Genomic DNA, 15,047 nt, shown 5'->3' on the forward strand with positions numbered 1-15,047 from the left:
CAACGACATCACCTACGAAAGAAAACTGCGGGAAATGATTGTAGCCTCGCGGATGGAGCGCGCCCTGACCAAGGCGGAAATCCTCGAACTCTATCTCAACTCGATTTATCTCGGTCGCGGGGCCTGGGGCATCGAGATGGCGGCGCGCAGCTATTTCGGCAAACCAGCCAAGGCGCTCTCCCCAGTCGAGGGCGCGCTGCTCGCAGGGCTCGCCAAGGGACCGAACTACTTCAATCCCGACCACCACCATGAGCGCGCGCGCGAGCGCCTTGCTTACGTGCTGGCCCGCATGCAGGACGACGCCATGATCGACGCCGCCGCGGCGCAACCAGTATTGCCGCAGCTCGTCGAGTACCGGCCGACGCGCCTGGACTTTGGCTTTCACTTCGTCGATCACATCGCGCGCGAGGCAAAGGTGGTCGCGGGCCTCGATAGTCTCACCAGTTCCTCCTACACGGTGCACTCGACCGTCAACTCGGCCTTGCAGCGCGCAGTTGAGGCAACATTGCAGGAAGGCCTCGCGCGGTACGAGCTGAACAGCGGTCGTTACAAGTTCGAGGGACCCGAGGCGAACATTTCCGATGCTGTCCGTCAGATTGCGGCAAACCTGACGGCCACGGAACCGGCCTGGCTCGTGGCGTTGAAGACGACGCGGCTACCGCTCTATGACGTTCACTGGGAAGCGGCGGTCGTCCTGGAGAATACGCGTGGCAAGCGCGGCGATGCGATCAACGTCGGTCTGACCGACGGAAGCATCCTGCCGCTGAACACCTGGAGCGCCGCGACCCGGCGCGGTCTCAAGCCGTACGACGTGGTCTATGTTCAGGTGGGCGAAGCCAAGGGCAAGCAAGTGGCGCGTGCCGATCTGCGCATTCGACCGACCGTGCAGGGAGCGGCGCTTGTACTCGGGAACGAAACGGGCCGCATTCTCGCGATGGCGGGCGGCTTTTCGTATCCGGCAAGCCAGCTCAACCGCGTCGTCCAGAGCCTGCGGCAACCCGGCTCCACCTTGAAACCGCTGACCTACCTCGCCGCCCTACGAAAGGGACTGCAGCCCAACACGCTGGTGATGGACGAACCCATTACGCTGGCACCGATCGGCGCGACGGGCTCCGCGCGCCAGCGCGGTTTCTGGTCGCCGAGGAACTACGACGGCGGCGCTTCGGGCGCCATTACGCTGCGGCGTGCGCTGGAAAACTCGCGGAATCTCGCCACCGCGCAATTGCTCGCGACCGGCCTCGACGACAGCGCCGAGCACGGCCTCGACCGGGTCTGCGAGCTCGCGATGGAAGCGCAGCTCTACAAGGAATGCATGCGCTATTACCCGTTCGTGCTCGGCGCCCAAACCGTGCGGCTAATCGACCTTGCGGCGTTTTATGCAGCGATCGCCAACGAAGGCGCACGGCCCCAGCCCCATGCGATCGAGACGATCGAACAGGACGGCCGCGCGATCTACCGGCGCGATCCGCGTGCGGTGGACTGGATCGGCTCCGCCGACCGCGCATCGTTTTACCAGTTGAAATCAATGCTTCAGGGCGTGCTCGCTCGCGGAACCGCGCACACGGTGAAGCATCTCTCGCCCTATGTCGGCGGCAAGACCGGTACCACTGATAATTGGGCCGATGCCTGGTTCGTCGGTTTCACCAATGACGTCACCGTCGCGATCTGGGTCGGCTACGACAACGGCGACGGGGGACGCCGCACCCTCGGGCGTGGCCAGACCGGAGCAAAAGTGGCGCTGCCGATGTTCGAGCCGATCGTGCAGGCAGCATGGGAGCTGCACGCGCCCAAGACGGTGTTGAACGGCCCTTCCCGCGAAGCCATGCATCAGCTCGTTACTCTGTCGATCGATCCCTATACTGGCGATCCCGCACCGGCCGGCTCCGGGCGCGCATTCACCGAGTACTTCAAGCGGGATCCGTCAGGCAGAACCAATGATACGCAATTTCGGATCGTCTCGCGTGCGGAAAGCTACGCCGGGCCATTCCGGCAGTGGTCCTACGACAACCACACTTACGGCGACAACCAGCCGCCCTTTCCGTACCCGACCTGGCGTCTTGGTCCGCGCGAATATCCCTCCTGGCGCGGATATCCCGATGCCGAGGATCGCCTCCCGCGACCGCCGCTCCGAGTCGATCCCGATTATTTCTGGTGGCGGCTGAATTGAGCATTGACGCCCATGAGACTCCACCGTGCCGCTGTCCTCATCGCCGCCTGGGTGGCCGCTTGCACGGGCGCGGCGGCGCAGAAATTCCAGCTGGAGGACGTGCCCGCAGCCGCCAGCGTTCCGATAGCACAGATCAAACCACGCACCGTCATCTTCGCCGACCAACGCAACGATAAGCTCACGGACTTCTCGACCGGACTCATTCCTTTCGAAGATTGGGCTCGCTCGCGCCCGGTTCAGCGGCGCTTTCTCTCGCTCTTCCCAAGCTTCGTTGAGCCCACGCTCAACCAGCAAACGAAGCTGAAGCTCTCGGTCTACCTGGGAGAAGCGCGGTTTCGACTTCCAAGACCGGCAGCCACATTGGATCTGTCGCGGTATGCGAATATCGCGTTCCTCGAGCAGATCGATCCGGCAGTCAAGCACCGGCCGATCGTGGCGGGGGATGCTATTCCCAACAAGGACGGGGCCGCCGCGCACAACCGTCCGCCGGATCGCCGCTGGTGCGCGGACGCGAGGGCAATCTGCGCGCAGTCCCGTTACATGTTCGAAGGGAAAATTCCGGCGGGCATTCAGCTTGCCAACAAGCTGCGCGACGAGAGCAAAAAGCCGATTCCGGATTTCATCGAGTTCCAGAGTGAGATCATGTTGATCACGCAGCCGCACCTTGCCGAGCTGCGGGGCCTGACAGCGCTCGACACCACAGTCACCAGCGCGCTCGAGCAGAACATCTTTTGGGTCAACCAGGTTATCCAGTTCGGCAAGCTGCTTGCGGTTCTGCAACAGCATCCGACCGAGCCGGAAGCCGCCATCGCGACGGTCTACATCCTGGTTGCGGTCAGGAACGACGTGCTGAACAAGCAAAGGGAATATAGCAATACACCCGTGTTGCGCAATCTCGTGCCGGCGCAGCTGCTGATGGGCAAGAGCTCCTTCAACAGCGGCGATTCGCTGAGCGCCGGCCTGCCGAAGTACGCCAGAAGCCGCATCAAGGCGATCGCCGACATGATGGGCGGGAATGAGCAGGATTAGTCGATCATGGGGCTGGCACTCCCGATCGGGACTCCGATCGCGGAATATCGTGCAGGTTGGCGCGCCACTCGGAACAAAAATGCGAACTCTTACATGATTGAAATTGTTGTATGATCCAGCGGTCGCCGACAGACGACCAAGGCACTGGCTCGAAGGCGGCTCGAGACGCTTGCGGAGCCGGAAGGAATGGAAGGAGAAAAAAGGAGGTTCGCATCATGGTTGCCAAGGACGTGATGTTCGCGACTGAAGCGCGCGAACGGATGCTGCGGGGCATTGATACTCTGGCAAGTGCCGTCAAGGTCACGCTCGGCCCCAAGGGACGCAATGTGGTGATCGAAAGATCGTTCGGTGCGCCGCGCATTTCCAAGGATGGCGTTACCGTCGCCAACGAGATCGAGCTGGAGGATAAGTTCGAGAACATGGGCGCCCAGATGGTGCGCGAGGTCGCCTCCAGGACCAGCGATATCGCGGGCGACGGCACGACGACCGCAACCGTGCTCGCACAAGCCATTGTCAAGGAAGGCGCCAAGTCGGTCGCCGCCGGCATGAACCCGATGGACCTCAAGCGCGGCATCGATCTCGCGGTGGACGCGATCGTCAACGATCTGAGGTCTCATGCCAGGAAGGTGACGGCCAACGAAGAGATCGCTCAGGTCGCCACCATCTCGGCGAATGGTGACGCCGAGATCGGCAAGTTCCTCGCCGACGCCATGAAGAAGGTCGGCAATGAGGGCGTTATTACGGTGGAAGAGGCAAAGAGCCTCAGCACCGAACTCGAAATCGTCGAAGGCATGCAATTCGACCGCGGCTACATCTCGCCCTATTTCGTCACCAATGCCGAAAAGATGCGGGTCGAGCTCGAAGACGCCTATATCCTTGTCCACGAGAAGAAGCTGTCCACACTTCAGACCGTGCTTCCCCTGCTCGAGGCGGTGGCGCAATCGGGCAAGCCGCTCCTGATCGTTGCGGAGGATGTCGAAGGCGAAGCGCTTGCAACGCTGCTGGTCAACAAGCTGCGCGGCGGCTTGAAAGTCGCCGCGGTGAAGGCGCCGGGATTCGGCGATCGCCGCAAGGCGATGCTGGAAGACATCGCGATCCTCACCGGGGGCACCGCAATCTCCGACGAGATCGGCGTCAAGCTCGAGAATGTCGCGCTCGACACGCTCGGGCGCGCCAAGAAGATCATTGTCGAGAAAGAGAACACGACCATCGTCAACGGAGCCGGTGCGAGAAAGGATATCGAAGCGCGCATGACGCAGATCAAGGGCCAGATCGAGGGCACGACATCGGACTACGATCGCGAGAAGCTGCAGGAGCGCCTGGCAAAGCTTGCCGGCGGAGTTGCGGTGATCCGCGTCGGCGGCGCAACCGAGATTGAGGTGAAAGAGCGCAAGGACCGGGTCGACGACGCCCATCATGCGACGCGCGCGGCGGTTGAGGAAGGCATTCTTCCCGGCGGCGGGGTCGCCCTGCTGCGAGCGCAGAAGGCGCTTAGGGGTATCAGGACGGCCAACTCCGATCAGAAGGCGGGCGTCGAGATCGTGCGCCGTGCGCTCCGGGCGCCGGCATGCCAGATCGCCGAGAACGCGGGCGAAGATGGCTCGCTGATCGTCAACAAGGTGCTCGAGAACGACAACTACAATTGGGGCTTTAATGCCGCGACCGGCGACTACCAGGACTTGGTGAACGCCGGCGTGATTGACCCTGCGAAGGTCGTGCGCACCGCCTTGCAGGATGCCTCCTCCATCGCCGCGCTCCTGATCACGACGGAAGCACTGGTCGCCGAAAAGCCGAAGAAGACCGAGACGCATGCGCCTATGCCGCTACCCGACTTCTAAGGAGCGATGAATTCCGAATGAAATCCTTGTCGTGCTTTGGTTCTGTGCTCGGGCACGATCGTCTCGGAAAGCCGCTTCACACTTTTTTCGGGCCGCGCTCCGACGGTAACGAGCCGCTGGCTGGCGGCTGCAGAACGCGATTGCGAGGCATATTGCGCCGCGATCTCGGGATCGCCGCGATGGGTATTCTCAAAAGCTCAACGCATCCTGCACGAACCAGACGGGTGCCTGGACCTCAGGCTTGTTCTTGCAAAATTGCGGCACCGAGCTCATTGAAACGAAACAACTGAAAGATCCGCTGGCCATTGAAATCGAGTATCCTCAAGTCGTCTGTTTCGTGCAAATCGCTCTCGACCGCATGGAAATGCCCACCATAGCGTTCCTTCGCGAGACCGAGCGGAACATCGAAGGCGACAAACTTGCCGATGCCCTTGGCCTTGAGCTCACCAAGGAGCTTGTCATCCAGTAGTTCGTGGGATGTGAGGACCAGCAACGGACCGCTGGCCGTGAGCAACAGGAGTGACCTCATCGATTAACTCCCTTGGTTTCACCAGCATCGCCGGCGGGCGAACCATATCGCAGTGACCGTCGCGCTGGTGCTCGTCGTCGGATACATAAGGCCGGGAATGACGACTGAGAATAGGAGCGCGGCAGGTTACTCGACTAATGATCCGGTGCTCTAACCCGGCTTGGGCCCGCGGCTGCCAGTCAGGCGTTCGGTTTGCCCTCACCGCCTCCGATCTCGCCCTGCTATATTGAATGCACCGTCACCGAAATTACCCGCGTTCGCAATTTCCGGGTTGGAGGCAGGGTCCAACTCAAGAAATTGACGCCCTAGCGGCCGGTGGAACGCCGGTTCATTTCCTCCAAAAGCTCGCGCATCGCATCGAACTGCGTGCCAAAGCCCTTCCAGTCGCCTGACCGCAATCGTTCAACGGCCTTATTGTAGCGATCGAGCGCGTCCCTTGCCTGACTCGTCGACGGGCCTGTGACAGGTATTTCCTCATTCGTACTCGAGACCGGCCGCGCCGCGCCAGGCTCGACGAATAGAGCCGACAAGGCCTCGCCGAGCGTCTCCTTCATCACCACATGTTCGTCATAGGCCGCGATCACGCGTTTCAGCTCCGGCAAGTGCCCGTACTCCGCGCGCAAATAGAGCGGCGATACGTAAAGGATCGAGTTCTCGATCGGAATCGCCAGCAGGTTCGCCCCACGTATCACCCGCGAGCCCATCTGATTCCACAATGTTAGCTGTTGCGATATCTCCGTGTTCTGATTGATCCGCGCCTCGATCTGGAACGGCCCGTAGACGAGCTTCTCCTTCGGGAATTCGTACACGATCAGCTTGCCGTAGTCGGGCGCGTCACAACGCGCCGCCAGCCACGCGATCATGTTGTCGCGGCGGCTCGGCACCATCGGAACCATGAGAAAAAACTCGGCCCGCGCCTCGCCGGGCAACCGCATGATGATGTAATAAGGGCTCATCACCGAGGTGCCGCCGCCGCTGCCCGGCTGGCGCGGGAATTGCCAGAGATCCTCGCGATTGTAGAACACTTCGGCGGCCTCCATGTGGTAGGCTTGGAACAGCCGCGCCTGAATCAGGAACAGGTCCTCCGGATATCGAATGTGCTTCTGCAAATCCGCGGGCATCGCCGCGAACGGCTTGAACAGCTGCGGAAAGATGCGCGCGTAGGTCGCGGCAATCGGGTCCGCAGGATCCATCAAATAGAAATCGACGGTCCCGTGATAGGCATCGATGACGACCTTCACCGAATTCCTGATGTAGTTGAGATCGAAATCATGCACAGGCGGCGTCGACGGAAAATAGGAACTCGTCGTATACGCGTCCTGCATCCAGAACATCCGCCCGCCGCTGATCACCAGATAGGGATCATGATCGAGCCTCAGGAACGGCGCGATCTCGGGTACCAGCTCCCGAATATTGCGCCGGATCATGATCCGGCTCTCCGGCGTGATGTAGTTCGAGAGCAAGAGGTTCGGGTCGTTGAAGTAGTACGCGAACAGCGTTCGCCACGCCACTGAGCCGATCGGAATGCCGCCGGCGCCCTCATACCGCGCATAGGCGTTGTCCTTGCCTTTCGGATAATCAAACTCTGGCGCACTTCCCTTGACGATGACGTAGTCGTCGCTCTCCTCGCCGTAATAGATGCGCGGCTCGACGATCCTGGGGCCTCCGTCCGCAACCGGCGGAATGTCCTGCAAATAGAACAGCGGCAGCCCCTCAGTGCTCTTGCGGGTGACTGGGCTCATCACCGCGCCATTGCCGTGGGTGAACAGCACGTGGCGGTTGACCCATGTCTGCGCATTTGGCGGCAACAGCGAGGAGCGCAGCTCGCGCGCCGAAAGCATCACACTCTGGTAGGAATCGTCGAGCCAGTAGCGGTCAACGTCGAGATCATGGAATTTGTAGTAGGTGCGGATCTCCTGCAGCTGCGCGTAGGTATCCGACAAGGGCAGCCAGTCCCACAGTCTGATATTATCGATTGTCGCCTTGTTGGCGTCGAGCGTCCTGAAGGTGAGCTTCTGTTCGGCGGCAAAGGGCCTGGTTACGATCTTGTCGAGATCGTACGCCTGCCGGGTGAGCGCGATATTGCGCTCGATGTAGGGCTTCTCCAGCTCCAGCTCGCTTGGTTTGACGACGAATTGCCGGAACAGCGCCGGGACGATGCCGGACAATGCCAGGGCGCCGGTGACGACGAGCATGACCGCCGCCGCCGGAAGCCGGTAGCTGCGCGCCCGCACATTTGCCCACGCGACGAGCGCCGCGATGATCGAGAGCCCGATCATGAGCCACAGGGCCGGCAACCCCACTTGGACATCGGTGTAGCTTGCGCCGACGACGACGCCGTTGTCGCCGTAGAGCAGCAGATAGCGGTCGAGAGCGTAGGACCAGGCCTTCACCGCGAAGAGAAGACCAAGCAATGCCGAACCGTGGGCAATCGCCATGGGCGACATCGACCGGTGATGAACGTCGTATTCGATATCGCCGCGAGCCCAATAGATTGTTGCGGCGAAGAGCGCGCTCAGGACCAGTGTAAGCAGCATCCAGTTCTTGACCAGAACATAGGCGGGCAGCGAGAACAGGTAGAAGCCGAGGTCCTTGTTGAAGAGCGGATCGTCTGCGCCATAGAGCGCCTGATAGAGATACCTCAGGAAGATGCCCCAATAGCCGACTTCGGCCGCCGCGACGAGCAGCGCGAGCAAGGCTGCCCCGCCTGCGGCGATCGCGGGCCACGGCAGTCGATCGAACAACTGCGCAAATGGATCCGGCGGCGCGCTGCCCGCGACCTGCCCGACGGAAGCCGCGGCAACCTGTGTCGACCGCTTGCCGGCCAAACGCAGCGCGAGCCACCCGTTCACCCCGAGGATGAGGGCCGTTGCCGTCCAGACCGTAGCCAAGACGGCGGCTTTGGCGCCGATTGTTGTCCAGAAGACCTGCACATAGCCGACCGACGAAAACCACAGCCAGTCGACCAGGAAATCGCTCGCGAGCGCGAGCAGGATCAAGCAGATCACAGTGACAATGATCGCAACGATCAGCCTGACCACGCCACTTTGTCGTGGTGCCTTCCGTTCGGGTCCGGTAATCCCGATCGTCATGACGGCAATCATAGCGCAAATGAGGGGCGCCCGCCCGCTTGATTGGGACCGGGACAACACGGAGTGCAAAGCGGCCGGCGCGAGATCACGCTCCCGCGGCGGCGCCGCGTCGGACAAGGTTATGAAATGGCGCGGATTTGGCACGCCATTCGGAATAAAGCTGTGAACTCTTATATCATTGAAATTACAACATAATTTTATCTCCTGCCGTGGCTTACCTACCGATTTCCCCGTGGTAGGCAAGGGCGTCCACTCCCGGCGCAATGGTTTTTGTGAGCGGAAACGTAAAAGCCTCCGGAGGACATCCCGGAGGCTTTTTCTGGAGATCATTGAAGTTCGCTTCGCTTTCCTTCCTGGTTTTGGTGATTTCTCAGGCGATTCACCGGTTGCGTTGAGCGTGGAGTAGCACAGTGAGGCTATGTTGATCCTTTAGCTCGTAGAAGCACCGGGCTTTGCGATGCTCGCCTGCAATGGCAGCGTTACGGTGCTGCCGCTCGCGTATTTCTGGTCGCGTAGTTGACGCCCGCCAAGAAGGTCAGGTTCTTAACGGGGGTCCAAGAGGTGTAAGAGCCGACGCTCAACGTCACGCGATGCGAAGTCCTCCGGCGGCAGATGACTTCGCTCGATCTCTCGACCAGCTCGGTCGTCTTTGCCAAGCTACGAAGGTGCATAGCCGCACGCGCTCCCAAATCAGAATCAATGGGACAGCGGCAGAGAGAGAGAGAGAGAGAGAGAGAGAGAGAGTCAGTCATTCCCCCTTAAAAGATAGGGCGTTTTCGGCATCGTCAGACAAAAGCCCACTGTTCGAGCTACGACCGGAAAATGAGTTTTCCGCCTCCTTGTTTCGTGAACCCGGCCTGACTATCGAGTGGAGTTGGCCACAACGCGACGACGCACATGCAATGGCGACACCTGGTGCTGCTCGACCGGTGATACTGCTCGAAGGTCGAATTTCAGACTGGGTTGATGCTTAGCGCGCCATTTCGGACCAGGGCCACGCATGTAGTGCAACTCGGGCCGGTAACTGTCTCGCATGTCCAAAATCAAGTTGCGAACAACGCTCGCAAAGTCGGAGGCTGACTCAGCCGTCCTGCAAGCAAAAGCTGACAATGCGATTGCATCCATGATTCTCATCGCTGGAACTCCTCGATTGTCGCTCGATAGATCGGGCGATTGACAGCACCAGCGTAGTCACGAGAGAACAACCAAACCATTGCACAGAGGTCGATCGCGCACAGTACATTGTCTAAGAATGAGCAAACCTAAGTTTAGGCCTGCCTACTCGTGCCTTCTCGCTTCAAACCGGTGCTTTTTCCCGGCTCGGACCTGCCAACATGCGGCGGGCCGCATGGTTCGCTGTTGACTCGCGCGACGAAGTACGGCGACGCGTCCCCGCGCCGACCTAGATGTGTTGTTATCGGGACCGTCGCAGCATCTCATGGGCTGCCCCTAAACCAAGGGATAGCGGGCTCCACCGGATGATGCAGTGCGTGCCTATCTCCGTAAGGGTTTGACCCTACCGTCGTGCAATGGCTCCAGCAGACGGAGGATGCTACGGATCAAAATCGATCCCAGGAAGATGCAATGCAGCGGAACCGGACCTGACAGCCGGCAGCTGCAAGACGAGGTCGGCGGCGTAGCGCCCGCCGGCCTTTTTCTTGATCAAACGGCGTGCTGCGCTTCTCGACATTGTGGTGATCCGCGCCTCACCGGGCTGCGCGGCGAAACTGAAGCGCGGGTCGAAACAATTCGCGAACTCCCCCGACTTGAAGTCATTCGGCCGCGAGCGCGTAGGGCCGCCGCGGCAAGCCGAGGCGCTTCCACCCATCGACCGACGCCCCAGCGAGCGCATCGACCAGTGCGTCATCGCGGTAAGACGCTGGCGTAATGCGCAGCGTTCGGCGCCGCCGTATTGCAAATATTGGTCACAGGAAAACTGAAGGGAAGTCTAAACCGCGCTCAGTCGATCTATCGGCAATGAATGCTGCCGCAGACTGCATACGGGCCTTGATTTTCGAATGGCAGAGATGTCCAACCGCAGCAATATTCCACGCCGTTATGAAAACTATTTATGCCGGCTATTGGAAAACCTCGCCCCACGCTGCGATCAATCGGTGCGGCTGTCGGAGATTCCATCGAGCGAACGCTCAGCGAACGTCAGTCCGAACTTGATCTTCCCGAATATGCTGCTTCGGGCGACTTGATCCTGCCGAGAACTTTCAATGCGTGGGTGCGTCGGCTCACCGCTCACTCCCAACGGGCTAAAGAGGCATACATGGCTTTCACGCTAGAGATCAACGGCTCCCCCCATGAGGTCGACGTCGACGGCGACATCCCGCTGCTGTGGGTGCTGCGCGATGTGCTCGGTATGACCGGCACCAAGTTCGGCTGCGGTCAGGCGCTGTGCGGCGCCTGTACCGTGCATGTCGACGGCCAGGCTGTCCGCTCCTGTCAGACCACGGTCGACAGCGTTGGCGACAGCGTGGTCACCACGATCGAGGCGATCGGCCAGGCGCCGCAGGGCGCGGCCTTGCAGAAGGCGTGGCTGGAGCTGGAGGTGGTGCAGTGCGGTTACTGCCAGTCCGGCCAGATCATGTCGGCGGCGGCGCTCCTGAAGGACACGCCGAAGCCGACGGATGAGGACATCGACGCCGCCTTGTCGGGGAATGTCTGCCGATGCGGCACCTATCAGCGCATTCGCGCCGCGATCAAGCACGCTGCGGGAGTTTGAAATGATGAATGAGCCTTTTCTGAGAGAGCGGGTTGTCGATGAAACAGCGATATCACGTCGCGGCTTCCTTCAGGGCACAGGTTTGCTACTTGGTTTTGTGCTGAGCGGTGCAAGCACGGGGTCCGTCTTCGCGGCAGCTACTTCGCAGGTGGTCGAAAACGAGATCACGGGTACGTTCGCACCGAATGGATTTATACGGATCAATCCGACCGGCGCCGTGACACTGGTCATTCCGATGATCGAGATGGGACAGGGCGTTTACACGTCGCTCTCGATGCTTCTCGCTGAAGAACTGGAAGTGACACTTGACCAGATTCAGGTTCAGCATGCGCCGCCAAATCATGCGCTCTACGTCAACTCGATCATAGGCATTCAAAATACAGGTGGCTCCGCTTCTGTCCGTGCCTTCTGGACGCCGCTACGCCAGGCAGGGGCAGTGGGTCGAAATCTTCTGATCGCGGCAGCCGCAAAACGCTGGAACGTCGATCCAGCGACTTGCCGCGCCAAGAACGGCGTCGTGTTCGATGCAACAGGCTCGATGCATCTGAGCTACGGCGAACTTGCGACCGCTGCGGCGAAATTTCCTGTCCCACCTGCGGCAAACGTCAAACTAAAGGATCCGAAGGATTTCAGCCTGATCGGCACGAGCGCCAAGCGGGTGGATTCTCCGATAAAGGTCGATGGCCGCGCGCTCTATGGCATCGATACGCGACTGCCGGGTATGAAGGTTGCAGCAGTTGCCATTTCGCCTGTGCTCGGTGGCAAAGCGAAAAAGGTGGACGAGAAGGCCGCGCTGGCAGTGAAGGGGGTCCGGCAGCTGATCAATATCGATGAAGCTGTTGCCGTGGTGGCGGATCACATGGGTGCGGCGAAGAAGGGGCTAGAGGCCGCTGCCATCGCATGGGACGACGGGCCGAACGGCAAGGTCAACAGCGCCGATATCGTCAGACAATTGGAAGAGGAATCCAGAAAGCCGGGCGCTGTTGCCCGTAACGTCGGTGATGTGGCGAAGGCACTTGCGAAGGCAGCGCAACGGGTTGACGCCGTCTATCAGGTGCCTTTCCTGGCCCATGCGGCGATGGAGCCGATGAACTGTACCGTTCATCTGCAGAAGGATCGTTGCGACATTTGGGTCGGTACACAGGCGCCTACGATCACGCAGTCTCAGGTGGCCGAACTCACCGGCCTGCCAAAGGATGCGATCAAGATTCACAATCATCTGATTGGCGGTGGTTTCGGCCGAAGGCTGGAAGCCGATGGCACTATTCTCGCCGTCAAGATCGCCAAACACGTCGACGGCCCGGTGAAAGTGATCTGGAGCCGCGAGGAAGACATCCAGCACGATATGTATCGGCCCTATTATCTCGATCGGCTGTCGGCCGGACTTGATACGGCTGGCCAGCCGGTTGCCTGGATGCATCGGATCGCCGGCTCCTCAGTCATGGCTCGCTATTATCCCCCTTACTTCAAGGACGGATTGGACCCCGATGCCGTAGAAGCGGCGGCTGAGCCGCCCTATGCACTGCCCAGTATCCATGTCGACTTTGTCCGGGTCGAGCCCCCTGGTGTCCGGACGTCCTGGTGGCGCGGCGTCGGACCGACTCACAACGTTTTTGTGGTCGAAAGCTTCATAGATGAGCTCGCTCATGCCGCGAAGCAGGATCCCGTCGCTTATCGCAAGGGACTGCTCGGCCACAATCCGCGAGCGCTCACTGTTCTGTCGCTTGCAGCGGAGAAAGCCGGATGGGGATCCCCCCTTCCCGCGCGGCATGGCCGTGGAATTTCGGTGCAATTCGCATACGGAAGTTACACGTCGCAGGTCGCCGAGGTCGAAGTGGCGGCCGATGGCTCTGTCAAGGTCAAGCGGATCGTTTGTGTGATTGACTGCGGCGTGTACGTCAATCCGGATACGATCGAAGCACAGATTCAAGGTGGAACGCTTTTCGGCCTGACCGCCGCTCTCCATGGGTCAATCACTTTCAAGGATGGACGGGTCGAACAGAGCAATTTCGACAGCTATCTGCCGATGCGTATCGACGAGGTGCCGGTGGTGGAGACGCACTTGATCAAGAATGCCGAAGCCCCGGGTGGCGTAGGTGAAGCTCCGACAGCCATTGTCAGTGCTGCGGTGACCAATGCGATCTTCGCTGCGACCGGCAAGCGTGTGCGCAGCCTGCCGATCGAGACGGATGTGCTGAAGTCGTCGTCTTAGTCCTTTCCCGTCGTCCCGCGAGCGTCGCAATGCGCAACGGATGTCGGTCAGGCACAGCATAACAACCATGGGAACGTTCGCATTCTCTGCTCGGAAGAAATCACTTCTCGGAAGGACGCCGTCACGCCTTGCAAACCGGATCCGTTTCGGAGCTGGCATTTGGGGCTCCCTAGATTGGACCGGAAACCCAACCAGGGCTGCCTGGTTCGCTTCAGCTCCTAATTTCGTCTAGTGGCAGGAGACGAAGTTGAGTGCTACGAATGAGCAAGGCGACGCCCTCGCTGATCCTTGGAGAACAGGCTTCGGAGCACTATCGGCACCGGTAGCCGGGCAGTAAAGGGCCACTACAAATGCACGCTTCGAAAGCTATTCCAAAGCAGGTCCTCGTCGGGCAGAACGCTTCATCGCCCGCGGGCGCCACTGTCAAGTTGTCTACAACAGACCTCAACAACTTGATGCAGGCGCTCTCCATCGATGTCGTCGCGCTGACCGAGCTACTGGTGCCGCGAGGCCATCGGGTGCAATTCGGGACCATTGACGTACCCGGGATCCATTACAATTTGTGTGGCGTGGGACGCATGTCTATCAACGGCGGACCAGAGATGCCGTTGCGCCCTCATCTGCTCATCATCGTTCCGCCAAACACTCCGTTCATGATCGAGGTTGACGGTGGAAAAGGCCCGCCAAAGCTCATTTCGAGGGACTGCTGGACTCATCAAGACGGCATCCTCCGCGTCGCAGTGCCAAACGAGCAACCCGAAATCGTCCAGATATGCGGCTTCTTTAACGCATTCTTTGGTCAGTCCGTGAGGCTGTTTGGAGACCTCCGCGAACCGGTGATCGAGCAGTTCGAGCCTGCCGACAAGATCGACCTGAAGCTTCGCGAGGCCATCGACGAGCTCCTGCAGCAGGAGGTCGGCGTTGGAGCCATGACAGGGTCTCTGCTCAAGCAAATCGTCGTCTCATTGGTACGACGGTCCCTCAGGTCATCCCGGCGATGGACCGAGCGATTCTCGATACTCGCCGACAAGCAGGTCACCCGTGCTTTTGCAGATATGGTGGCGCGGCCAGGAGCGGCGCATTCGGTTCAAAGCCTGGCACACAGTGCGGGATTGAGTCGGTCGGCGTTCATGGCGCGTTTCTCGGACATCTTTGGACGATCCCCGATGGTCATCTTGCGAGACCTGAGAATGCGCCAAGCTGCGATCGACTTGACGACAACGACGATGTCGATCGACGTCGTTGCTCAAAATGCGGGGTACGAGAGCCGTTCGAGTTTTGTGCGAGCTTTTCGAAAAGCGTTCGAGCGAGATCCGAGCGACTACCGGCAGATGACCAAGGATGGCAAAGCCCGGAAGGGCATCTGAGAGTGAAGTGCCGATAACGAGGTTGACAGGGCCAGGCGCGACTGCGCGGACGATAGCACGAACTTCGTCCACGCGCCCAAGC

At 60.2% G+C, this 15,047-nt stretch carries 10 protein-coding genes; 7 read left to right on the forward strand and 3 right to left on the reverse strand.

Translation table 11 applies throughout. The features are described 5' to 3' along the window. Positions 1–34 precede the first annotated feature (34 nt). From ACVWY5_RS34060 to groL, 3 genes are all read left to right on the forward strand, one after another. Positions 35–2,167 carry a transglycosylase domain-containing protein gene (locus ACVWY5_RS34060; RefSeq protein ID WP_456671788.1) on the forward strand — a complete coding sequence of 711 codons (2,133 nt, stop codon included), beginning with the start codon at positions 35–37 and terminating at the stop codon, positions 2,165–2,167. Between the two features lie 12 nt (positions 2,168–2,179). After that, on the forward strand, positions 2,180–3,196 hold the full coding sequence (locus ACVWY5_RS34065; RefSeq protein ID WP_028337054.1) for a hypothetical protein: 1,017 nt from the start codon (positions 2,180–2,182) through the stop codon (positions 3,194–3,196). 215 nt (positions 3,197–3,411) lie between these two features. After that, positions 3,412–5,034 (forward strand): chaperonin GroEL, encoded by a 1,623-nt coding sequence (gene groL / locus ACVWY5_RS34070; protein WP_028337055.1) that lies wholly within the window; start codon positions 3,412–3,414, stop codon positions 5,032–5,034. Between the two features lie 235 nt (positions 5,035–5,269). Here groL and ACVWY5_RS34075 read toward each other — a convergent pair whose 3' ends face one another. The 3 genes from ACVWY5_RS34075 to ACVWY5_RS34085 form a co-directional block, all read right to left on the reverse strand. Further along, positions 5,270–5,563, reverse strand: a complete 294-nt coding sequence (locus ACVWY5_RS34075; RefSeq protein WP_028337056.1) for a hypothetical protein — start codon at positions 5,561–5,563, stop codon at positions 5,270–5,272. Positions 5,564–5,868: 305 nt separating this feature from the next. Beyond that, complete coding sequence (locus ACVWY5_RS34080) at positions 5,869–8,655, reverse strand: UPF0182 family membrane protein (protein WP_028337057.1); 2,787 nt, start codon at positions 8,653–8,655, stop codon at positions 5,869–5,871. A gap of 1,552 nt (positions 8,656–10,207) precedes the next feature. Next, a complete protein-coding gene (locus ACVWY5_RS34085; RefSeq protein ID WP_321176675.1) occupies positions 10,208–10,573 on the reverse strand; it encodes a hypothetical protein in 366 nt (121 codons plus the stop codon). Between the two features lie 100 nt (positions 10,574–10,673). Here ACVWY5_RS34085 and ACVWY5_RS34090 point away from each other — a divergent pair, with 100 nt between their 5' ends. The 4 genes from ACVWY5_RS34090 to ACVWY5_RS34105 all read left to right on the forward strand — a co-directional run bounded on the left by ACVWY5_RS34090 (position 10,674) and on the right by ACVWY5_RS34105 (position 14,965). Next, the gene (locus ACVWY5_RS34090) at positions 10,674–10,859 is read left to right on the forward strand and encodes a hypothetical protein (RefSeq protein WP_456671746.1); all 186 of its coding nucleotides are present in this window, start codon (positions 10,674–10,676) and stop codon (positions 10,857–10,859) included. Positions 10,860–10,930: 71 nt separating this feature from the next. Beyond that, the gene (locus tag ACVWY5_RS34095; protein ID WP_028337058.1) at positions 10,931–11,386 is read left to right on the forward strand and encodes a (2Fe-2S)-binding protein; all 456 of its coding nucleotides are present in this window, start codon (positions 10,931–10,933) and stop codon (positions 11,384–11,386) included. Positions 11,387–11,390: 4 nt separating this feature from the next. Continuing rightward, entirely contained in the window at positions 11,391–13,598 is a 2,208-nt protein-coding gene (locus ACVWY5_RS34100; protein ID WP_051376323.1) for a xanthine dehydrogenase family protein molybdopterin-binding subunit, read from the forward strand. A gap of 350 nt (positions 13,599–13,948) precedes the next feature. After that, on the forward strand, positions 13,949–14,965 hold the full coding sequence (locus ACVWY5_RS34105) for a helix-turn-helix transcriptional regulator (protein WP_028337060.1): 1,017 nt from the start codon (positions 13,949–13,951) through the stop codon (positions 14,963–14,965). Positions 14,966–15,047 lie beyond the last annotated feature (82 nt).

This window comes from Bradyrhizobium sp. USDA 3256 (assembly GCF_054058275.1).